18 protein-coding genes and 1 pseudogene are annotated in these 20298 nt (G+C 71.5%); 10 read left to right on the top strand and 9 right to left on the bottom strand.

What is annotated here, in order from left to right; genetic code table 11:
- Nucleotides 1-32: 32 nt before the first annotated feature.
- The 3 genes from ACFV9W_RS00795 to ACFV9W_RS00785 form a co-directional block, all read right to left on the bottom strand.
- Complete coding sequence (locus ACFV9W_RS00795; RefSeq protein ID WP_385753908.1) at nucleotides 33-1274, bottom strand: hypothetical protein; 1242 nt, start codon at nucleotides 1272-1274, stop codon at nucleotides 33-35.
- A 175-nt stretch (nucleotides 1275-1449) separates the two neighbouring features.
- Nucleotides 1450-2871: an MFS transporter gene (locus tag ACFV9W_RS00790; RefSeq protein ID WP_385753905.1), complete on the bottom strand. Its 1422-nt coding sequence runs from the start codon at nucleotides 2869-2871 to the stop codon at nucleotides 1450-1452.
- Nucleotides 2872-2881: 10 nt separating this feature from the next.
- Nucleotides 2882-3484 carry a hypothetical protein gene (locus ACFV9W_RS00785; protein WP_385753901.1) on the bottom strand — a complete coding sequence of 201 codons (603 nt, stop codon included), beginning with the start codon at nucleotides 3482-3484 and terminating at the stop codon, nucleotides 2882-2884.
- Nucleotides 3485-3607: 123 nt separating this feature from the next.
- Here ACFV9W_RS00785 and ACFV9W_RS00780 point away from each other — a divergent pair, with 123 nt between their 5' ends.
- Nucleotides 3608-4540 (top strand): LysR family transcriptional regulator, encoded by a 933-nt coding sequence (locus ACFV9W_RS00780; protein ID WP_385753898.1) that lies wholly within the window; start codon nucleotides 3608-3610, stop codon nucleotides 4538-4540.
- Between the two features lie 57 nt (nucleotides 4541-4597).
- On the opposite strand, the gene ACFV9W_RS00775 is transcribed toward ACFV9W_RS00780, so the two are convergent.
- Nucleotides 4598-5482, bottom strand: coding sequence for a LysR family transcriptional regulator (locus ACFV9W_RS00775; RefSeq protein WP_385753894.1), 885 nt, complete (start codon nucleotides 5480-5482; stop codon nucleotides 4598-4600).
- Between the two features lie 179 nt (nucleotides 5483-5661).
- On the opposite strand from ACFV9W_RS00775, the gene ACFV9W_RS00770 reads away from it, so the two are divergent.
- Nucleotides 5662-6234, top strand: a complete 573-nt coding sequence (locus tag ACFV9W_RS00770) for a dihydrofolate reductase family protein (protein ID WP_385753891.1) — start codon at nucleotides 5662-5664, stop codon at nucleotides 6232-6234.
- A 104-nt stretch (nucleotides 6235-6338) separates the two neighbouring features.
- On the opposite strand, the pseudogene ACFV9W_RS00765 reads toward ACFV9W_RS00770, so the two are convergent.
- A pseudogene (locus ACFV9W_RS00765) lies at nucleotides 6339-6782 on the bottom strand (PhzF family phenazine biosynthesis protein); the annotation flags it as partial.
- A 392-nt stretch (nucleotides 6783-7174) separates the two neighbouring features.
- Between ACFV9W_RS00765 and ACFV9W_RS00760 the strand changes: the two are divergent.
- On the top strand, nucleotides 7175-7546 hold the full coding sequence (locus ACFV9W_RS00760; protein ID WP_385753889.1) for a hypothetical protein: 372 nt from the start codon (nucleotides 7175-7177) through the stop codon (nucleotides 7544-7546).
- Nucleotides 7547-7595: 49 nt separating this feature from the next.
- On the opposite strand, the gene ACFV9W_RS00755 is transcribed toward ACFV9W_RS00760, so the two are convergent.
- Complete coding sequence (locus tag ACFV9W_RS00755; RefSeq protein ID WP_385753886.1) at nucleotides 7596-8486, bottom strand: NAD(P)-dependent oxidoreductase; 891 nt, start codon at nucleotides 8484-8486, stop codon at nucleotides 7596-7598.
- A complete protein-coding gene (locus ACFV9W_RS00750; RefSeq protein ID WP_385753884.1) occupies nucleotides 8479-9444 on the bottom strand; it encodes an NAD(P)-dependent oxidoreductase in 966 nt (321 codons plus the stop codon). The genes ACFV9W_RS00755 and ACFV9W_RS00750 overlap by 8 nt, the downstream gene beginning before the upstream one ends.
- A 119-nt stretch (nucleotides 9445-9563) precedes the next feature.
- Between ACFV9W_RS00750 and ACFV9W_RS00745 the strand changes: the two genes are divergently transcribed.
- The 5 genes from ACFV9W_RS00745 to ACFV9W_RS00725 all read left to right on the top strand — a co-directional run bounded on the left by ACFV9W_RS00745 (nucleotide 9564) and on the right by ACFV9W_RS00725 (nucleotide 14942).
- A complete protein-coding gene (locus ACFV9W_RS00745) occupies nucleotides 9564-12671 on the top strand; it encodes a BTAD domain-containing putative transcriptional regulator (RefSeq protein ID WP_385753881.1) in 3108 nt (1035 codons plus the stop codon).
- On the top strand, nucleotides 12668-13231 hold the full coding sequence (locus ACFV9W_RS00740) for a GNAT family N-acetyltransferase (protein ID WP_385753878.1): 564 nt from the start codon (nucleotides 12668-12670) through the stop codon (nucleotides 13229-13231). Before ACFV9W_RS00745 ends, ACFV9W_RS00740 begins: the two co-directional genes overlap by 4 nt.
- A gap of 121 nt (nucleotides 13232-13352) precedes the next feature.
- Nucleotides 13353-13697 carry a GNAT family N-acetyltransferase gene (locus ACFV9W_RS00735; protein WP_385753875.1) on the top strand — a complete coding sequence of 115 codons (345 nt, stop codon included), beginning with the start codon at nucleotides 13353-13355 and terminating at the stop codon, nucleotides 13695-13697.
- A 43-nt stretch (nucleotides 13698-13740) separates the two neighbouring features.
- On the top strand, nucleotides 13741-14430 hold the full coding sequence (locus tag ACFV9W_RS00730; RefSeq protein ID WP_385753872.1) for an aspartate/glutamate racemase family protein: 690 nt from the start codon (nucleotides 13741-13743) through the stop codon (nucleotides 14428-14430).
- A 68-nt stretch (nucleotides 14431-14498) separates the two neighbouring features.
- Complete coding sequence (locus ACFV9W_RS00725; RefSeq protein ID WP_385753869.1) at nucleotides 14499-14942, top strand: nitroreductase family deazaflavin-dependent oxidoreductase; 444 nt, start codon at nucleotides 14499-14501, stop codon at nucleotides 14940-14942.
- 295 nt (nucleotides 14943-15237) lie between these two features.
- Here the strand turns inward: ACFV9W_RS00725 and gndA are convergent, their stop codons facing one another.
- A complete protein-coding gene (gene gndA, locus ACFV9W_RS00720; RefSeq protein ID WP_385753867.1) occupies nucleotides 15238-16677 on the bottom strand; it encodes an NADP-dependent phosphogluconate dehydrogenase in 1440 nt (479 codons plus the stop codon).
- A 116-nt stretch (nucleotides 16678-16793) separates the two neighbouring features.
- Between gndA and ACFV9W_RS00715 the strand changes: the two genes are divergently transcribed.
- Together ACFV9W_RS00715 and ACFV9W_RS00710 are read left to right on the top strand one after the other, a co-directional pair.
- Nucleotides 16794-17765, top strand: coding sequence for an acetylxylan esterase (locus tag ACFV9W_RS00715; RefSeq protein WP_385753864.1), 972 nt, complete (start codon nucleotides 16794-16796; stop codon nucleotides 17763-17765).
- A gap of 87 nt (nucleotides 17766-17852) precedes the next feature.
- On the top strand, nucleotides 17853-18977 hold the full coding sequence (locus ACFV9W_RS00710; RefSeq protein WP_385753862.1) for a transglycosylase family protein: 1125 nt from the start codon (nucleotides 17853-17855) through the stop codon (nucleotides 18975-18977).
- Between the two features lie 35 nt (nucleotides 18978-19012).
- Here the strand turns inward: ACFV9W_RS00710 and ACFV9W_RS00705 are convergent, their stop codons facing one another.
- The gene (locus ACFV9W_RS00705; RefSeq protein ID WP_385753859.1) at nucleotides 19013-20008 is read right to left on the bottom strand and encodes a DMT family transporter; all 996 of its coding nucleotides are present in this window, start codon (nucleotides 20006-20008) and stop codon (nucleotides 19013-19015) included.
- Nucleotides 20009-20298 lie beyond the last annotated feature (290 nt).

Genomic DNA, 20298 nt, shown 5'->3' with positions numbered 1-20298 from the left:
GTAGACGCGGCCGGGGCCTGCCAGGTCGGCGGTCAGGTGTTCCGCTGGAGTGCCTTGAACTGCTCGAACCAGACGTTGCGGCCGAGGGTACCGCCCGCGCCCGCCCGTACCGTCCGGTTGGCGTACAGGGGGTTGAGGATCCACGGCGTCTTGTCGGCTCCCCAGCCCGTGGCCATCGAGTCGATCTGCAGGCCACCGTAGGTCGCCACCGCCAGTTTGCCGGTGTCGCGGAAGGCCTTCGTCTGCTCGGTGAGGTAGTTCCTGCTGCTGTCGAACCACTGGGTCATGGAGACGAAGTCGTTCCACTTCTGCTGCGGGAACGGCTGCTCGATGGCGTCCCCGATCACCTGCCAGACCTTACGGGCCGGGTCCACGTCGTAGCGCTTGGCGAACGCGGGGGAGACCGGGTCGTTCATGTGCGCCTTCCAGAACTGCACCAGGGAGAACTCCGTGGCGAGGAACTTCTGGTCCGGGCGCAGCGTGGGCACCACGTAGTTGACGAACTTGGCGGCGTTCTGCAGCGACGTGACGTGCGGGTGGATGTCGACGCCGTCGATCTCGGGCGTCTTGTTGACGAAGCGCAGCCACCGCTCGGTCGCGGGTGTGCGGCCCTCGGGGCTGTCGAGGTTGTTGAGCGCGCCCATGTAGAGGCTCGTGCCGGAGCCCGCGCCGCCGTGCTGCTTGCGGTACTCGATGACATGGCGGGCCAGCGCCTCGTAGAAGACGTTGAGGGTCTTGTCGCGCTCGCCCTTGAGGGTCTCCAGGAACGGCTCGTTGCCGATCGTGAGGATGTCGACCTTGCCGATGACGGCGGCGAGGACCCGGTCCACGAGGGCCAGCAGATCCTTGAGTTCGGGGCTGCCAGGGGCGGGGAGCGGGCCCTTCGTGGGGCCGAGCGCGTAGGGGAACTTGAGCGAGAGGATCGTCCTGCGGCCGTCGCCGTGCGCGGTCAGCAGGGCCTTGACGGCGCGCTGCTGCGTGACGTCGCCGTCGAGGTCGCCGGGCGTCACCGGGACGAAGCCGCGCACCCAGGTGGCGGAGAGCGCCTGCAGTTGGGCGGCGCCGAGGCCCGCGGGGTCCTCGTTGAAGTTCACACCGAGGGCGCCGTCGGGCGCGCCGCCCGGGGCCCGGCCCGCGGCGGCCTTGCCCTCGACCGCATCGGAGGACTTGGTTCCGGAAGACTTGGCGTCGGTCGACGGCGAACACGCGGCGGTCAGGAGTGCGGCGCCCGAAGCGCCGAGGAGCATGCGGCGGGAGGTGGTGTGGCGAGTCACTGCAGTCCGTTTCTGTGGGGGGATCGCTGTCCACTGCCCGGCCACCGTAGGCACGGTTGTGCGCGCAATTGTGGCGCTGTGACAGCCCCGCGACATCATCCGGACAACGGCAGAACCCCGGTCACACAAGTTTCAACAGATGTGACCGGGGCTCGGGACGCGGGCGTGGTGTGCCTCAGGCGCGGGCCGCCGCGGCCGGGACCTTCACCGCGGGGGCCTCCACCGCCGGGGCCGAACCCGGCAGTGGCCGGCCCGCGGACTCCGCCGCGAAGTAGGCGGCCACGGCGCCGATCGCGCCCGCCGCCATCAGGTAGTACCCGGGCACATTGACGTCGCCGGTGGCCTCCACCAGCAGCGCGTTGACGACGGCGGTCGTGCCGCCGAACAGCGAGACCGACAGGTTGAACGCGATCGACAGACCGCCGTAGCGGATGTCCGTCGGGAACAGCGCCGGGAGCGTGGACGGGATGGTGCTGTTGAAGCAGAGCAGCATCAGCGACATCAGGACCAGGCCGGAGAACACCGACATCAGGGTGTTCTGCTGGATCAGGAGCACCGACGGAATGCCGAGCGCGATCAGCATGCCGCAGCCGAAGTACAGCACCGGCTTGCGCCCGATGCGGTCCGAGAGCCGGCCGACGAAGGTGATGAGCAGCATGCCGATCGCGAGGACCGAGATCTCCAGGAGCTGCGCCCAGGTGGGGCTCACCGACGGGGCGAACTTGGCGATGTACTCCAGCATGTACGTCGTGAGCATGTAGTTGGTGACGTTGAAGACGAGCACCAGGCCCATGCAGATCAGCATCGGACGCCAGTGGTCGGTGAAGACCCGCTTGATCTCCTTGAGGGTCTGCTTGCCCTCACGGCCCTGCTGCTTGGCCGCGGCGGCCTTGAACGCGGGGGTGTCCTCCAGCTTGAGGCGGAGGTAGAGCCCGATGATGCCGATCGGACCGGAGATCAGGAACGGGATGCGCCAGCCCCAGGACAGCAGGTCCTCGTGCGACATGACGCCCGGCAGCTGGATGACGAGGCCCGCGACGCCGCCGAGGAGGTAGCCGGTGAGTGTGCCGAACTCCAGCCAGCTGCCGAGGAATCCGCGCTTCTTGTCGGGGGCGTACTCGGCGATGAACGTCATCGCGCCGCCGTACTCGCCGCCGGTCGAGAAGCCCTGCACGAGGCGGGCGAGCAGCATCAGCAGCGGGGCGGCGGGGCCCCACGTCTCGTAGCCGGGGATGAACGCGATCACGAACGTGCCGATCGCCATCATGATGACCGTGATCGACAGCACCTTGGTGCGGCCGATCCGGTCGCCGAGCGGTCCGAAGAACATGCCGCCGAGCGGGCGCACCAGGAAGGCGACCGCGAACAGGCCGAGGGTTCCGATCGTGCCGACGGTCTGGCTCGCGCCGGTGAAGAACACCGCGGTGAGCACCGGGGTCAGATTGGCGAAGACGCCGAAGTCGAACCACTCGGTGATGTTTCCGATGGCTGCGGCGCCGACGGCCCGCCTGGTCACCTTGGGGTCGGTCACCAATGTCTCGTCGGCCGGGCCCGCCTCGGTATCGGGAAGCTCGGAAACGGTGTGCGCGGCTGGCACGTACTACTCCTCAGGATTGCGCGGTACTGCGGGTGGGACGCCCGCACAGGGGCTTCGGGTCGATCCAATGAACGGGGAGGTGCTGCCCGCGCCCGCGTGCGGTGCGGCCGGCCTCCAGGACGAGCCCGGTCGCCGGGAAGACGAGCAGGGCGAGCGCCGAGGCGACCAGGGCCGTCGCGGTCGCGAAGGAGCTCAGCGGCGCGAGCAGCGCGGTGGCGAGCACCGGCAGGCCGAGACCCAGGCGGGTGGCGGCAGGCGTGCGCACGCCGAGGGCGGCATCCGCTCCGGCGCGGCCGAGCCCGTGCCCGCATCCGGCGAAGGCGGCGGCGCCAAGCGTCGGCCAGGTCGACGTGCCCGCCGTCAGCGACAGCACGGCCAGACTCACCAGCAGCGCGGTGAGACCGGCGAACCGCGCGCAGCGGCCGCCGACTTCGGCGGCGAGCGGCCGCGCGAGCGCCGAGCAGACGAGCACGCACAGCGGCACACCGCAGACGACGGCCGGATCGGTCCGGCCCGAGACGATCAGGGCGGCGGGAACGACGGCGAGAAACTGGCCCGCCGTGGCCCAGGCCAGAAAGCGGACGGCCCGGACCATGACGAACAAGGCGCGCATCCCCGTCGGGATCCGCTGACTCCCGTGCGGGGAAGGACTCTTGGACAACACCCGGGAAGGGTGCCAGCCGCGACTCATCGACACAATTGCGCGATCTTGCACGGGACCGTGCAAGATGGTCGAATGATCGATCCCAAGCTCAAGGTGCTCCAGATGGTCGAGGAGCACGGCGGGGTGACCGCGGCCGCCGAGGCCATGGGGCTCAAGCCGTCGACGGTCTCGTACCAGCTGAGGCAGCTTGCCGCGCAGGTCGGCGTGGTGCTCATGGAGCCCGCGGGCCGGGGCATCAAGCTGACCGCCGCGGCTCGTACGCTGCTCCAGCACGCGGCGGTCCTTGAGGCCCAGTGGGAGCGGGCGCGCAGCGACCTCGCGGCGATGGCCGACGTGCAGACCGGCTCCTTCACGCTCTGCGGCTTCTCGACGGCCGCCACGCGCCTGCTGCCGTCCACCGCCGCGACCCTGCGCGAGCGGCATCCGCAGCTCGGGGTGCGCCTGGTGGAGGCCGAGCCGGCGCGCTGCTTCGAGCTGCTGCTCACCGGGGAGGCCGACCTCGGCCTGGTCGTCGTCACGGCCGACTCGCCGCCGCTGACCGACGAGCGCTTCGAGCAGCAGCCGCTCCTGGACGACCCGCTCGACCTCGTCGTCCCGGCGGACCATCCGCTGGCGGCGCGCGAGCGGGTGGTCCTCGCGGACGCGGCCCGCGAGACGTGGATCGTCGGCACACCGGGCACGACGTACCACGACCTGCTGGTCACGGCGTGCATGGCCGCCGGGTTCATGCCCGACATGGGCCACCAGTCCGACGAGTGGGACACCGGCACGGCGATGGTGGCGCACGGCCTCGGCGTGATCCTGGTGCCGCGGCTGGCCCGTATCAACACCGAATGGCCGGTGGCCCGCATCCCCCTCTCCGGCGAACCGGCTCCAGCCCGCCGCATCCTCGCCGCCACGCGCAAGGGCGGGGCGCGGCATCCGGTGGTGGCGCAGGCCCTCGACCTGATCAAGGCGTCGGCGTCGAACCTGGTGCCTGCGGGACAGCCGCCCGCACCACTGTGAACCCGCCCGCTCTTGGCCTGCGGGCCGGGAGGCCGGCAGGTCACGTGGCCCGGACCCCTACCGTTCCAGCGGCCCGAGCTGCTCGACGACCTTGGCGAACGACAGGATCGCGTCGGTCTCGGCGCTGGTGCGCCAGATCAGGGTCCACCGGCACGGCGGGGCGTCGTGGATGGGGATGTAGGCGACGTCGGGCCGCGCGAAATAGCGGGCTGCCTGCTGGTGCGACGGCGACACCGCCTCGCCGGTGGACAAGATCGGCAGCATCTCCAGGAAATCGGAGGCCGTCGGCCCGACCGGGATGGGACGGCCGCTGGGAGTGTGCGTCGGCACCATGCCCGCCCGCCAGTAGGCAGGCGCGCAGCCGCCGATGGTGACTTGGTCGGCGAGATCCTCGTAGGAGACCGACGTCCGGAGCGCCAGCGGGTGGGCGGAGGAGACGGCGAGCACCACCGGCTCGATGTGGATCACAGGGCCCACCGTCAGATCCGGTTCCCGGACTGGGAGCCACAGCATGGCGATGTCGAGCTCTCCGGCGCGCAGCCCGGCGAAGGGATCGGAGAATCCGATGCTGCGGATCTGCACCTCGACGCCGGGGCAGGCAGCGGTGAACGCGTCGAAGTAGGGCCGCAGATCGTCCACATTGGCCGCGATCATGCCGACGCGCAGTACCCCGGTCGTCCCCCGAGCCGCCTGCTCGGCGCTTCGCAGACTCTCGTGCAACTGGCGCTGGACCGATCCCAGATCGTCGACCAGGCGCCGCCCGAGCGGAGTGAGCACCACCTTGCGGCTGGTCCGCTCGAAGAGCGTCGCGCCTATGCGGCGCTCCTGCGCCTTGACGCACTGGCTGACCCGGGACGGAGTGATGTGAAGCCGCTCCGCGGTCCTGCCGAAGTGCAACTCCTCGGCGAGCACCAGCAGGATCTCGATGTCCCGCAGCTCCATGACAACCCCCGTGATGTGACCTGCTTGGGAACGCGCCACGCTACCGCGCTGCGGGCCGGCGCACCGGATCGTGTAGCTGCGGGTTAACGCCGCTGCCGGATTCGAGCGTTGATCCCCTCAAATGCCGTGGCGCAGTCTGGGACGGCACCACCAACCACCAAGAAAACAGGAGACGTTCGATGCGCACTCTGATCAGTTCCGCCTTTGTCTCGCTCGACGGTGTGGTGGAGGCGCCGGGCGGCGAGTCCGGCTACCGCAACTCCGGATGGACGTTCAAGGACATCGAGTTCATCGAGGCCGCCTACGAGATCAAGGGCCAGGAGCAGAAGGAAGCCGCCGCCATGTTGTTCGGTCGCACCAGCTACGAGGCGTTCAGCCCCGTCTGGCCGGACATGGCGGAGTTCGCCGACTACAAGGACCTGCCGAAGTACGTCGTCTCCAGCACTCTCGCCGAGCGGGAGTTGGTGGGCGGCTGGGGCAGGACGACGATCCTTCGGTCGCTGGAGGAGGTCGCCTCGCTGAAGCAGTCCGACGGTGGTCCGATCATCATGCACGGCAGCGCCACGTTGAACCGCAACCTCTCCGACGCCGGCCTGATCGACCGCTACCACCTGCTCGTCTTCCCGGTCCTGCTGGGCGCGGGCAAGCGCCTCTTCAGCACCACCGACAAGGACCAGCAGAACCTGCGGCTGATCGAGCACGAGGCGTACGCCAACGGCATGCAGAAGAACGTCTTTGACATCGTGCGGTGAGGCGTTGTGCGGTGACAGGGCCTCCGCAGAGGCGGGTGCTCAAGAGGTGGCGATCGCGGCTCCGGTGACACGCACCCGCGGATCGTCGGCGTGCAGGTCGACCGGTCCAGATCGGCCAGGCGCTCGCGGGTGCCTGCGGCCAGTACGAGGTGGCGCACGCCCGCGAAGGCGATCCTCGGTGGCAGGGCGGCATCGAGCTCGCCGGGCTGCCAGCCGAGCGCCGCCAGGGCCTCCGCCACATCGGCAGGGTCGGCGTCGTGCGCCCAGGGCTCGACGCTGGTGAGGGTGGCCTTGAGCACGCCGTTCTCTTCGCGGACGGTGACGGGCACGTGGCCCGCGGCGGTGTGGAAGCCGAAGTCGCCTGCGCCGAGGCGCTCGCCGAGCGCCACCGCGGTGGCCACCGTCGCATGGCCACAGAAGTCCACCTCGGCCCTGGGGCTGAAGAACCGCAGCGTGAACGACCGGCCGTCGTCCGGGTCGGGTCCGGGGGTGACGAAGGCGGACTCCGAGTAGCCGAGTTCGGCGGCGATCGCCACCATCTCGGGGTCGTCATGGAGAGATCATCGAAGCCAGTCACTTCGTCACTCATCAAAGTGTGGATGTCATACGCTGCGCTGATGAGGGACGAGCCGCTCAAGCGGCAGACCGACATCGCCCGGACCGCGGCCCTGGTCGCCGACCCCTCGCGGGCCCTGATGCTCAAATGCCTGGGTGACGGCCGCGCCCTGCCCGCGTCCGCGCTCGCAGGCGAGGCTGGTGTCAGCGCCGCCACCGCTTCTACCGCCTGGCCGGCCCGGACGTCTCCGCCGCCCTGGAAGCCCTCGCACTGATCGCCCCGCCACTGCCTGTCGCCTCCCTGAAGCAGAGCAACCGAGCAGGCGCCCTGCACCGTGCCCGCACCTGCTACGACCACCTGGCCGGACAGCTCGGCACCGGCCTGATGGGCGCGCTGCTCGACCGCGGCGTGCTGACCGGCTACGACGGGGTGCACCGCCCCGAGGAGGCCCTGCGCGACCGCCCCGCCTCCTACGGACGCGACATCCGCTACGAGGTCACCGACAGCGGCCGGGCACAGTTGCGTGAACTCGGCGTCGACACCGGCCGGTTGCCGCCACGCCGCCCGGCGGTGCTCTACTGCGTCGACTGGAGCGAGGACCTCCACCACCTCGCCGGCGGACTCGGCGCGGCACCGACGGCCCGGCTGTTCGCGCTGGAGTGGGTGCGCTGGGGAGCGGCGCCGCGCGTGGTCCAGCTGACCGACGAGGGGGCCACGGGTTTGGAGCGTGCGCTGGGCCTGACACTCGCGCGGTAGCGCGACGGCCGACGTGTGCGGCCTCCTCCCGTCGTCCCGTGCTCTGCGTTCATTGCTGCTCAGGGGCTCGTGCTCTCAGCAGCTCGAACACGCTGGAGAAGCTGTCCTGCCCGTGGCCGTCGGCCGATCGCCCGTCGAGCAGGGCCTTGAGCGGTTCATGGACGTCGGTGGTGATGCCGCTGGCTCTGCTGAGCTGGATGAGGCTGTCGACCCCGGCCCGGTTGAGGTCGACCGTGGAGGTCCCGCCCGCGTACGCCGCCCTTCCTGCCTCGCCGGCCAGTTCGGGCAGGAACCCGGCCATCCCGTGCAGCCATCGGGCCGCCAGTGGTGCGAACACCTCGGGGGAGGTACCGACCGTGTCGAGCAGTGCCGCGGCGTGCAGAAACCCGGTGAGGGCCGCGTATCCCGTGCCCAGCAGGGCCAGATCGTGGATCTCCGCAGCGCCGGGGTCGGCGCCGAAGTAGTGGGCCGGTGCCATCACTTCCAGCTCGCGCCGGTACGTGGTGAAGGCACGCCGGGAACCGCTGTAGAGGAAGAAGCCGTCCGGGGTGGCGACGGTCTCGGGGAGGGCCAGCATCGCGCCGTCGAGGTAGTCGGCGCCGTGGCCGGTGGCCCAGGCGGCCAGGTCACGGGCATGGTCGGGGGTGCTGTTGGCGAGATTGACCAGCGTGCGGCCCCGCAGGACGGAGGCGATGGGGTCGAGGGCCTGCCGGACAGCGGCGTGGTCGAGGAGCGGGGCGATCACCAGCGAGCCGGCCGTGACCGCCTCCGCGGCGGTGGCCGCGCGGACGGCGCCTTGCGCGACGAGTGCGTCGGCTTTGGCGGCGGTGCGGTTCCATACGGTGACCGGGTAACCGGCGACGAGGAACGCGGAGGCGATCGGTGCGCCCATGCGGCCCAGGCCCAGGACTGTGACGTGGGGCTTCGTCCGGTCAGACATTCCGCTCGCCCTTCGTGATCGTCTCGATGACGCTGGCGATGCCGTCGGAGCCGTGTCCGGTGGCCGCCGCCCGGTCCAGCAGGCTCCCGATCAGCTCCGGAACGTCGGTGCCGAGGCCGTGGGCCCGGCTGGTGTCCAGGAGGTGCTCCATCGCCGCCGCGTGCACCTCCACGGTGCCGTCGTCGTCCGGGAAGCGGCCGTCCTTGATCTGCCGGGAGTGGTCGGCCATCAGCGAGGTGACGAACGGCATGTGTTCCGTCGCGACCGCCGCGAACGCCGCCGGGTCGACGCCGGCCGAGCCCGCCAGGGCGACGGCGTGGTAGAAGCCCGCCAGCGCACCCCAGGCCATGCCGAACAGCGCGGTGTCGTACACCGGGGCAAGCGCCGGATCGGCGCCGAGGTGGACGGAGTTGCCCAGGCTCGCCAACACCGTCCGGTGGGTGGTGAAAGCCTCCCGGGAACCGCTGAAGACGAACAGCGCCTCGGGCCGCCCGACAAGACGGGTGCCGCTCATGGCAGCGCCGTCGAGGTAGCCGGCGCCGTGCTCAGCCGCCCAGGCGGCCATCCCGGCGGCATCCTCCGGAGTGCCGGAGGTCAGGTTCACCAGAACCCGCCCGCGCAGGCGCGTCACCACCGGTCCGAGCAGATCGCTCACGGTTGCGTAGTCCGGCAGGCAGACCACGACCAGGGCACTCGCGGTGGCCGCCTCATCGACGGTCGCCGCACGGACGGCGCCCTGGGCGACGAGTGCGTCGGCCTTCGCGGCGGAGCGGTTCCATACGGTCGTGGCGTAGCCGGCGGTGAGGAACGCCTGGGCGAGCCGGGACCCCATCTGCCCCAGTCCGATCACCGACACCGCGGCCTGCTCGTGGTTCTCGTTCTCCGACATGAGGTGTCTCCTGATTCTTTGGTTCTTGGTTCTTCGTTTTTGGCGCTTTGGTTCTTCGACTGACCGCACCGCACGGTTCGTTCGGTGTGCGGTGTGTTCTCACTGTGCCGACCGGCGCCGGCGGAACTCTGTCGGTGCGCTGTCGGTTCCGAGACCGCGGCTGTCGGTCGGCCGGATAGCGTGCAGCCATGTACTTCTCGGTGCTCGGCCCGCTCACCGCCCGGACGACGGCCGGCCACACGGTCGACATCCCTGAGGTGAAGGTGCGTGCCCTGCTGGCCGCTCTGCTCGTCCACGCCGGTCAACCGGTCTCGGTCGACCGGCTCGTGGACGATCTGTGGGGCGAGCGGCTGCCCGGAAATCCTGCCGGTGCCCTCCAGACGAAGGTCTCGCGGCTGCGCCGTGCACTGGCGCGGGCCGAACCCGGGGCCGAGAGGCTGGTGGAGTCGAGGCCCCCGGGATATCTGCTGCGCACCGGCCCCGATGATGTGGACTCCCGCCGGTTCACCGACCTGACCGCCACCGCGTACGACACCGAGGACCCGCGCACCAGGTCGGAGCTGCTGACCGAAGCCCTGGGGCTGTGGACGGGGGAGGCCTTCGCCGGCCTGGGCGACCTGGAGTTCCTTCGCGCCCCGTCAGAACGCCTCGCGGAGCAGCGCCTCACGGCCCTGGAAGCGCTCGCCGAGACCCGCCTCGAGATGGGTCAACACCACACACTGATCGGTGAATTGGGCGAGCTGGCGGCCCGCCACCCGCTCCGGGAGCGGCTGCGCGCTGTCCAACTGCGGGCGCTGTACCGGGCCGGTAGACAGTCCGAGGCGCTGACCGCGTACGACGAACTGCGCAAGCAGCTGGCCGACGAACTGGGCGTGGACCCCGGGCCGGAACTGGCCGCCCTGCACCAGGCGATCCTCGAACACGATGCGGCTCTTGAGGCGCCGCCGGTCTCCCCGAAGAGGAGACACGGCGACCTGGCGGCCCCGCTCACCGACCTGATCGGCAGGAGGGATGCGGTGCCCGCGCTGGGTGAACTCCTCGCCGCCCACCGGCTGGTGACGCTGACCGGCCCCGGCGGGGTGGGCAAGACCCGCCTGGCGGAGGAGGCGGCAGGCCGTGCGGCCGACACCTACCCCGACGGCGTACGGATGGTCGGGCTCGCCGGATCCACCGAGGTGGCCGAGCAGCTCAGCGCCGCCCTCGGCGTACGGGAAGAGGGGGCGACAGCACTGGAGGACGCGCTGCGTTCGAGGCGACTCCTGCTGCTCCTCGACAACTGCGAGCACGTCGTCGACTCGGCGGCCGACGTCGTACGCCGGGTCCTGGCCGCCGCCCCCGGGCTGAGCGTCCTGGCCACCAGCAGGGAACCTCTCGGCCTGGCCGCGGAGGTGGTGTGGACGGTGCCGCCGCTGCCGCAGGCCGAGGCCGAGGAGCTGTTCGCCGCGCGGGCCGCGGCCGGGGCACCCGGATTCGCCGTCACCGAGGACAACGCGGAGGCCGTCGCGACGATCTGCCGCCGTCTCGACCGCATACCTCTGGCCCTGGAACTGGCCGCCACCCGAGTCCGTGCGCTGGGAGTGCACGAGCTGTGCGCCCGTCTCGACGACAGGTTCCGTCTCCTCGCCGGCGGCCGACGGGACGTGCCACCACGCCAACGAACTCTCCGGGCAGTGATCGACTGGAGCTGGGAGCTGCTCGGCGACGACGAGCGAAGGCTCCTGCGCCGCCTGGCCGTCTTCACCGACGGCTGCACTCTCGAGGCGGCCGAGGCGGTGTGCGGCGGCGATGGCGAGGACGTCCTCGATCCCCTGATCCGCCTGGTGGACCGCTCACTGGTCAGCGTCACCGACAGCCGTCGCTACCGGCTGCCGGAATCGATCGCGGCCTACGCCCGTGAACGCCTGGCGGAGGCGGGCGAGTCCGCCGCCCTCGAACTGCGCCACCAGGCCCACTGCATCGAACTTGCCGAACATGCCGCGGCCCGGCTCCACGGCCCCGAGCAGCAGAGCTGGCTGACCCGCCTTGATCAGGAGAGCGCCAACCTGCGCGCGGTCCTGGAACGCGCCGTGCGGCGCGGGGATGCCACCGGCGCCGTGCGGATGGTGCTCGCCTCGACCTGGTACTGGTTCCTGCGCGGTCGGCTGAGTGAGGCCCGGCGGGCCCTGGGGGAGGCCCTGCACGTCAGTGGGGACGCGCACACGCCGCTCCGTTCCCGAGTTGCCGTGGCTGCCGTCTGGTACGCCGCTTTCAACCTGCTGGCCGGGGAGGGGCAGAGCGGCACGACCCATCCGCCCGACGTAGCGGTGGGCGGCGAAGCCGGTGGCGCACGTGCCACCTGGTTCCTCGGCTACGCCGCGCTCCACGCGGGAGAGGATCTGGCCCGCAGTGAAACTCTGGCGGACCGCGCCCTGGCCGACTCCCGCACGGCGGGCGACCGCTGGGGTGTCGCCGCGGCTCAGAGCACCCGGGCCACCCAGGCCCTGCTGCGGGGCGACCTCGCGACACTGCGCCACAGTGCCGAGGACGGCCACGCACTCTTCACGGAACTGGGCGACCGGTGGGGGCAGTTGCAGACCACCTATCCATTGGCGGCACTGGCCGCGATCACCGGCGACTACCCGCGCGCCGCAGGGCTGCACCAGGACGGCCTCCACCTCGCCGAGGAACTGGGCTTCTGGCCGGACGCCGCCGACCGGCTCACCGGTCTTGGCAGGGTCGCCCTCCTGGCAGGTGACTTCCCTCGGGCCAAGGAGCTCCACCACAAGGCGATGGCCCTGGCCGCCGAACACGGCTACGCGGCGGGCGAGATCCACGCCGAGATCGGCCTCGCCCTCACGGCCCGGCGCGAGGGTGACTTCGATGGCGCCGAGAAGCACCTCCACCGCACGCTCGCATGGCACCGCGAAGTCGAGTTCGGCCCCGGCCCCGCGCTCCTCCTCGCCGAACTCGGCTTCCTCGCCGAACAGCGCGGTGACGCATCCGAGGCCCTGTCCCTGCACCGCCAGGGCCTCTCCGTCGCCAGTGACAGCGGCGACCCCCGGGCCCTGGCTCTCGCCCACGAGGGCCTCGCCGGTGCCTACGCCCTCGCAGGGCAACCCGTTCAGGCCGCCCGCTTCCTGGGCACAGCCGCTCGGGCCCGGGAGTCCTCCGGCGCCGCGCTCCCGGAGGCCGAGCGCGGCGATGTCGAGCGCATCAGGGCCAAGGCTGTCGCAGTGTTGGGCACGGCGATCTTCGCCGCTGAGTTCTCCGCCGGTGTCGAAGGCGACGCCGACCCCGCTGGGGAGGCCTCCCGATGATGACCTGGCGGCGGCTCACCGAGCACGACTTCCCGTTGCTGATCTCCTGGTTGGAACAGCCGCACGTGGCCCGTTGGTGGAACCATGAGACCTCGCTCGATGCGGTGTCACGGGACTTCGGCCCCGCCGCCAGGGGCGAGGAACCCTCGGAGGATCTGCTTGTCCACCTCGGTGGCAGACCGATCGGCCTGGTGCAGCGTTGCCGGCTGTCCGACTACCCCGAATACCTGACCGAGCTCGCCACCGTGGCCGAGGTGCCTCCCGGAGCGATGACCATCGACTACCTGATCGGTGAGCCACAGCAGACCGGCCGAGGGCTCGGACCCCGGATGATCCGATCGGTCATCCGGGCGACCTGGAACGACCACCCCGCCGCGCCCTGCGTCCTGGTCCCGGTGCCGACGGCCAACCGGGCATCCTGGCGGGCCCTTGAGAAGGCCGGACTGCGCCGGGTCGCCGAGGGCGACCTGGAGCCGGACAACCCCGTCGACGACCGTGCCCACTACGTCTACCGCATCGATCGGCCGGGCGCGGCAGGATCAGGGCGGACGCCCTCGTGATCATCCTTGGCTACTGTCAGGCTGAGGATGCCGAAGCGCGCACCCTGCGGGCAGGTGACGCGCGGCCCGCACGCGGTACCCGCGGGCCGAGAACCGGTCCGGCCACGACGCAGGAGAGCCCATGAGTGACATCGAGATCCGCGACGACCGCGAGCACGGGCTGCTGCGGGCCAGTTCCGGCGGCGAAGTCGTCGGCCGCATCCAGTACTTCGTGCTGGAGGAGCCCGAGCGGGCGCTCGTCGCGGTGCACACCGTCGTCGAGCCGGAGCACGAGGGCAAGGGCATCGCGGGCTCGCTCACCCGGGAGCTGTACGGCATCGCGGCGGCCGAGGCGCTGGCCGTGGCGCCGCTGTGCCCGTTCGTCGTCCGCTGGGCCGAGCGGCATCCGGGCGAGGCGCCCCAGGCCTCCGCCGACCTGCTGCTGGCCGCGAAGGCCGCCCTCGAGGCCGACCCCGACAAGTGGTGAGACGGCCCGGCGCGCGATGATCACCCGCGCGTAGGGTCCGGTCATGAACCTGACGCTCCTGCACACCTCGCCCGTCCACGTGCCGGTCTTTGACGCCCTGCGCGACGCCGACCACCCTGGTCTTGAGCTGCGCCACGTCGTACGCGAGGAACTGCTCGCGCGGGCCGGCGCCGAGGGGCCCGAGGCCGTCACCGACGAGGTCCGGGCGCTGCTCGCGGCGGCCGTCGCCGACGGGGCGGACGCCGTGCTGTGCACGTGTTCCACGCTCGGCGCCGTCGCGGAGGGCCTCGCCGCGGAGGCCGGTGTGCCGGTGCTGCGCGTGGACCGGCCGATGGCCGCGCGGGCCGTCGCCGAGGGGAATGGGGTCTCCCCTGCTCGAACGGAGTTGAGAGCTCGGGGAAGGGTCGCCGTCGTCGCCACGGTGCGCAGCACCTTCGGGCCGACCCTCGACCTGATCGGGGAGGAGGCCGCGCGGGCCGGGCGCGCGGTGGATGTGCGGACCGTGTTCGTCGAGGGCGCCTGGGAGCTGTTCCTCGCGGGGGACCAGGACGGGTATCTCGCGCTCGTCGCCACCGCCATCGACGGCATCGCCGGCGCCGACGTGATCGTCCTCGCCCAGGCCTCCCTCGCCGACGCCGCCGAGCGGACCCGCACCACCCTGCCCGTGCTCTCCAGCCCACGCCCCGGACTCGCCGCGGCCGCCTCGGAATGCGCGGGCGCCAAGAGCGCTTAGCTTGAAGGAAGTTGTCCGCACCGGTACAGCGGTCCCGGGCAGGAACCCCGCAGCAGGAGGCAGCGCACATGACCGACCCCGACACCGACGTCGTCGTCAGCCCGAGCGGCTGGGCCGCCGAGCAGGCCCGTACCTACGAGGAGTCCGGCGGCACCAAGGGCACCACCATGCAGGGGGCGCCGTGCCTGCTCCTCGACTACGAGGGGCGCAAGAGCGGCCAGTGGCGGCGCACCGTCCTGATCTACGGCACGGACGGCGCCGACCAGCTGATCGTGGCGTCCTACGGCGGCTCGGACAAGCACCCGCAGTGGTACCTGAACCTTCAGGCCAATCCGGAGGTCCGGCTGCGCGTGGGGACCGAGCGGTTCACGGCCCGCGCCGAGACCCTTTCGGAGCAGGACAAGGCGCGGGTCTGGGACTCGCTGGTGGAGCTGTTCCCGCCGTACGCGGAGTACCAGAAGAAGACGAGCCGCGACATTCCCGTCGTCAGGCTGGTGCGAACCGACGGCTGACGACGCGTGGACTCGGCGGGCGTGGGCACGCGAGCCGGGAGACAGTGGAGAGGTCCCCTCCGAACCGTTGGAGGAACCAACGATGACCCATCCGTTCCCCGATCCCGTCCCGCCGACCCCCACGCCGGGGCCGGGCCCCGGGCCCGACCGGCCGGATCCCGGCCCGATGCCGGACCCGTTCCCGACGCCGGTGCCCGAGCCCACGCCGCGGCCCTCGCCGTCCCCGACGCCGCCGCTGCCGGACCCGGACCCCGACCCGCACCCGCCGGAGCCCGAACCGTCACCCGCTTAGCGGTCAGGCCTCGACCTCGGAGCGGTCACCGCCCCACAGCGTGTGGAACGAGCCCTCCCGGTCGACCCTGCGGTACGTGTGCGCGCCGAAGAAGTCCCGCTGGCCCTGCGTGAGCGCGGCCGGCAGGCGCTCGGCGCGCAGCGCGTCGTAGTAGGCGAGCGCGGCGGCGAAGCCCGGCGTGGGCACGCCCTGGATGGTCGCCGCGACCAGGACGGAACGCCAGTCGTCCTGCGCCGCGGCGATCTCGTCGGCGAAGCCCTTGTCGGACAGCAGCGAGACCAGGTTCGGCTCCGCCTCGTACGCCGCCGTGATCCGGTCGAGGAACGCGGCGCGGATGATGCAGCCGCCGCGCCAGATCCGGGCCACCGCGCCCGAGTCGATGTTCCAGTCGTACTGCTCGCTGCCCGCGGAGATCTCGTGGAAGCCCTGCGTGTACGACACGATCTTCGAGGCGTACAGGGCCTGTTCGACGCGGTCGGCGAACGCGGCGGCCTCGGACTCGCTCAGCGTCACGGCGGTGGGCCCCGCCAACTCCCGTGAAGCGGTGCGCAGTTCCGCGTGCCCGGACAGGGAGCGCGCGAACACCGCCTCCGCGATGCCGGACACCGGCACGCCCAGGTCGAGCGCGATCTGCACCGTCCAGCGGCCGGTGCCCTTCTGTTCGGCCTGGTCCTGGACGACGTCCACGAAGGGCTTCCCGGTCGCCTCGTCGACGTGCGAGAGGACCTCCGCGGTGATCTCGATCAGGTAGGAGTCGAGGCGGCCCGTGTTCCACGTGCGGAAGATGTCGGCGATCTGCGCGGGGGAGTACCCGGCCACGTCGCGCAGCAACTGGTAGGCCTCGCCGATGAGTTGCATGTCGGCGTACTCGATGCCGTTGTGCACCATCTTCACGAAGTGGCCCGCCCCGTCGGGGCCGACGTGCGTCACGCAGGGCGCGCCGTCCTTCGCCTTGGCGGAGATCTTCTCCAGCATCGGGCCGAGCGAGGCGTAGGACTCGACGCTGCCGCCGGGCATGATGCTCGGCCCGTGCAGCGCGCCCTCCTCGCCGCCCGAGACGCCGGTGCCGACGAAGTGGATGCCCTGCTCGCGCAGCTCCTTCTCGCGGCGCCGGGTGTCCGCGAAGTGCGCGTTGCCGCCGTCGATGATCATGTCGCCCTCTTCCATGAGGGGTGCGAACTCCTTGATCACCGCGTCGGTCGGCTCGCCTGCCTTCACCATGACGACCAGGCGGCGCGGCCGTTCGAGCGCGGCCACGAACTCCTCGGCGGTCTCGGTCGGGACGAAGATGCCCTCCTCGCCGAACTCCTCGACCAGCGCGTGCGTGCGGGACGCCGTGCGGTTGTGGAGGGCGACCGTGTAACCGTTGCGGGCGAAGTTCCGGGCGAGATTGCGCCCCATGACAGCGAGCCCCGTGACACCGATCTGGGCTGTAGTGCTCATGTCTGCCGCTCCTGTATGTGGAAGATGAAGGATTTTGTTCATTGTTGGTCGGCGGACGGGTTACCTTGGCGTCCGCCCGCCCCCACCGTGGACTCTCTACGAATTTGGAGCCGTGCGTGCCTCATTTCGACCTGTCGCTCGACGCGTTGCGTGACTACCGCCCGGAGCTGACCGCCCCCGACGACTTCGACGCCTTCTGGGAGAAGACGCTCGTCGAGGCCAGGGAGCACGACCTGGACGCACGCTTCGAGCCCGTCGACGTCCCGTACACGGCGGTCGACGTGTTCGACGTTACGTACGCGGGCTTCGGCGGGCATCCCGTGAAGGGCTGGCTGGTCCTTCCGGCAGGCACGAACGAGCCGCTTCCGGCCGTCGTCGAGTACATCGGCTACGGGGGCGGACGCGGCCTCCCGCACACCCACCTGCGCTGGGCCGCCGCCGGGTTCGCGCACTTCGTGATGGACACCCGCGGGCAGGGCAGCGGCGGCAGCGTCGGCGACACCCCCGACCCGGTCGGCTCCACGCCGTCCCAGCCGGGATTCATGACCAAGGGCATCCAGGACCCGCACGAGTACTACTACCGGCGCGTCTACACGGACGCCGTGCGCGCCGTCGACGCCGCCCGCTCGCATCCGCTGATCGACGCCTCGCGGGTCGCCGTCACCGGCGGCAGCCAGGGCGGCGGCATCACCATCGCCGTGGCGGGACTCGTGCCCGACCTCAGGGCCGCCGCGCCCGACGTGCCGTTCCTGTGCGACTTCCGGCGCGCCGCCACGCTCACCGAGCGTCACCCGTACCGCGAGATCGCGCTCTACCTCAAGGCGCACATCGGCGAGGACGAGCGCGCCTTCCGCACGCTCTCCTACTTCGACGGCATCAACTTCGCGGCCCGCGCCACGGCGCCGGCGCTGTTCTCCGCCGCCCTGGAGGACCTCACCTGCCCGCCGTCCACGGTCTTCGGCGCGTACAACCACTGGGCGGGCTCCGAGCGGTCGATGGAGGTGTACGCCTTCAACGACCACGAGGGCGGCGGCCCCTTCCAGCAGGCCGCACAACTTCGGTGGATTCCTGGTCACTTGAGGGACTGAATCCCGCCAAGGTGGCTCGGGGCACTCTTGTCCACTTACGTAGGAGCGGCTAATTTGCCGCTCCTACTTGTGGCTGAGGGGGCATTCATGGCGTTACGCGGCCGGCACCGCCGGTACCAGCCGAGCCGGGTCAACCGGGCGTCGCTCACCGTGACGGTGGGCGGTGTGGGCATGGCCATCCCGATCGTCGGCGCGGGCACGGCGCAGGCCGCCGACGCGCACACGTGGAACAAGGTCGCCGCGTGCGAGTCCTCGGGCAACTGGAGCATCAACACCGGCAACGGCTTCTACGGCGGGCTCCAGTTCACCCGCTCCACCTGGGCGGCGTACGGCGGCACCGCCTACGCGGCGCGCGCCGACCTCGCCACGAAGGACCAGCAGATCGCCGTGGCGGAGAAGGTCCTCAAGGGGCAGGGCCCCGGCGCCTGGCCGGTGTGCTCGCAGCGCGCGGGCCTGACCCGTACGAACGCGACACCGGACGTACGGCCGCAGACCACGCCGCAGTCACGGGCGGGACGCGCCCAGATGTACCGCGTGGTCAGCGGGGACAGCCTCTCCGGCATCGCCGCCGAGCGGTCAGTGAAGGGCGGCTGGCGGGCGCTGTACGCGGCGAACCGCGCCACGATCGGCGGCGACCCGGACCTGATCACGCCCGGGCAGCGCCTGTCGATGCCGGGCGGGAAGCAGTCGCAGGCCGGGAAGAAGGCCGCACCCAAGGCGACCCCCAAAGCCGCCCCCAAGCCGACCACTCCCAAGGCCGCCCCGAAACCCGCCGCCAAGAAGTCCGACACGGCGAAGGCCACCGCGCACAACGCCGTCGCCCCCGTCGCTGCCTCCCTCGGCACGCCCTACCGCGCCGCCGGTTCCTCCTGGTCGAAGGGCTACCACACGGGCGTCGACTTCGCGGTGCCCACCGGGACGTCCGTGAAGGCGGTCTCCGCGGGCAGCGTCGTCTCGGCGGGCTGGGGAGGCTCGTACGGCTACGAAGTGGTGATCCGGCACGCCGACGGCAAGTTCAGCCAGTACGGGCACCTGTCGGCGCTGACGGTCAAGAGCGGGCAGCGCGTGGTCGCGGGCCAGCGCATCGCCCGCTCCGGCTCCACGGGCAACAGCACCGGCCCGCATCTGCACTTCGAGGTGCGGACGGGGCCCGGCTTCGGCAGCGACGTGGACCCGCTGGCGTATCTGCGGGCCCGCGGCGTCAGGATCTGAGTCCGTCGGCCCGGCGCGGGGCGACGGGCCGGGCGTCAGGAGCGGATGTCCTCGGCCGTCCAGCCGCCGCACGGCGGCTCCTGCCGGGACTTCGGCGCGCGCGGCGGCAGCGGCACCGAGTCGAGACCGGCCGGGCTGTCCGGCACCACGGGCGGGATCGCGGGCGGCCCCGCGTGCGCGACCACGGAGGCGCCTGCCCGGCGGCCGCGCCCGATGCGCTCCGTCGTCAGCAGGATCAGGCCGCCCGCCGCCACGACACCGCAGCCCAGCGCGAGCGCCGTGCCGATCGTGCCGTACCGGAACGATTCCCCGAACATGGTGAGGCCGATGGTCGCCGCCACCACGGGGTTCACGACCGTCGCGGTCGCCAGCGGCGCGGCGAGCCCGGCGCCCCGGTAGGAGGCCTGCGACAGCAGCATCCCGGTCACGGCGAGGCCCGCGATGGCCAGGAGCGTGGCGAGCTGTTCCAGCGGCCGCCCGGTCCAGTTCTCGGTCACGGACTTCGTGAACACCGACGCCATGCCGAACGCGCCGCCGGCCGCCACCGCCAGGAGCACCGCACGCACCACGGGGTGCCGGTGTGCCACGCGCGCGGACGACATGAGGGTCAGCACGCCGCCCACGGTGATCAGGCCGACGAACAGGCGCTGCGTCGCGTCCAGCGACTGCTCGGTGGTCGCCCCGGTCAGGGACAGCAGCCCCGCGAGCCCGACCGTCGCCATGATCGCGCCGCGCCAGGCCGTCGCACCGGCCCTGCGCCCCACCAGGAGCGCCGACATCGGCAGCGCCAGCACGATCGTCAGGGCGCCCAGCGGCTGCACGACGCTCAGCGGGCCGAAGGCGAGCGCCGCGACGTGCAGCAGCGCGCCCAGGCCGTTCAGGCAGCCCGCGCCCCACCAGGCGGGCCTGCGCAGGGGGGCGTACGCCGCCTTGGGCGACGTCGCGGCCACGCGCTCCTGCACGATCGCCCCGCCCGCGTACGCGACGGCGGAGACGAGCGAGAGCAGCACGGAGAGCACCAGGTCGCTCATGTGGCGCTCCTGGAGGTGCGGCGTGGCGCACGGTCGCTTCTCATACCCTCCACGATCGCTCTTTTCGGCCCTCCGCGTCGTCCGACTTGAGCACTCATTGAGTCCTACTCCCGTTGGAGTAGGTCGCATCCTGATTCATCCCCAGGGCGGGTGCCGCAGGGACGCGCGGGAGACTCGGCACCGGTTGCCGTCCGCGCCCTTCCGTGCGGGCCCCTCCATGGGTGACCATGAGGTGCGCTTTCGAAACAGTGATCCAGGAGCGAGTGTCGCCGACCGACGACTACGGGGGC

This window comes from Streptomyces sp. NPDC059897, assembly GCF_042730865.1.
GTDB lineage: Bacteria > Actinomycetota > Actinomycetes > Streptomycetales > Streptomycetaceae > Streptomyces.
The sequence above is the reverse complement of the archived record's forward strand: the minus strand, read 5'-3'. Positions and strand labels throughout refer to the sequence as shown.

Coding starts and splice junctions, on each gene's coding strand:
- ACFV9W_RS00710 (WP_385753862.1), top strand. CDS start 17,853: ATGGCGTTACGCGGCCGGCACCGCCGGTACCAGCCGAGCCGGGTCAAC.
- ACFV9W_RS00740 (WP_385753878.1), top strand. CDS start 12,668: ATGATGACCTGGCGGCGGCTCACCGAGCACGACTTCCCGTTGCTGATC.
- ACFV9W_RS00745 (WP_385753881.1), top strand. CDS start 9,564: ATGTACTTCTCGGTGCTCGGCCCGCTCACCGCCCGGACGACGGCCGGC.
- ACFV9W_RS00785 (WP_385753901.1), bottom strand. CDS start 3,484: ATGCGCGCCTTGTTCGTCATGGTCCGGGCCGTCCGCTTTCTGGCCTGG.
- gndA (WP_385753867.1), bottom strand. CDS start 16,677: ATGAGCACTACAGCCCAGATCGGTGTCACGGGGCTCGCTGTCATGGGG.
- ACFV9W_RS00780 (WP_385753898.1), top strand. CDS start 3,608: ATGATCGATCCCAAGCTCAAGGTGCTCCAGATGGTCGAGGAGCACGGC.
- ACFV9W_RS00725 (WP_385753869.1), top strand. CDS start 14,499: ATGACCGACCCCGACACCGACGTCGTCGTCAGCCCGAGCGGCTGGGCC.
- ACFV9W_RS00735 (WP_385753875.1), top strand. CDS start 13,353: ATGAGTGACATCGAGATCCGCGACGACCGCGAGCACGGGCTGCTGCGG.
- ACFV9W_RS00770 (WP_385753891.1), top strand. CDS start 5,662: ATGCGCACTCTGATCAGTTCCGCCTTTGTCTCGCTCGACGGTGTGGTG.
- ACFV9W_RS00730 (WP_385753872.1), top strand. CDS start 13,741: ATGAACCTGACGCTCCTGCACACCTCGCCCGTCCACGTGCCGGTCTTT.
- ACFV9W_RS00705 (WP_385753859.1), bottom strand. CDS start 20,008: ATGAGCGACCTGGTGCTCTCCGTGCTGCTCTCGCTCGTCTCCGCCGTC.
- ACFV9W_RS00775 (WP_385753894.1), bottom strand. CDS start 5,482: ATGGAGCTGCGGGACATCGAGATCCTGCTGGTGCTCGCCGAGGAGTTG.
- ACFV9W_RS00760 (WP_385753889.1), top strand. CDS start 7,175: ATGGGCGCGCTGCTCGACCGCGGCGTGCTGACCGGCTACGACGGGGTG.
- ACFV9W_RS00755 (WP_385753886.1), bottom strand. CDS start 8,486: ATGTCTGACCGGACGAAGCCCCACGTCACAGTCCTGGGCCTGGGCCGC.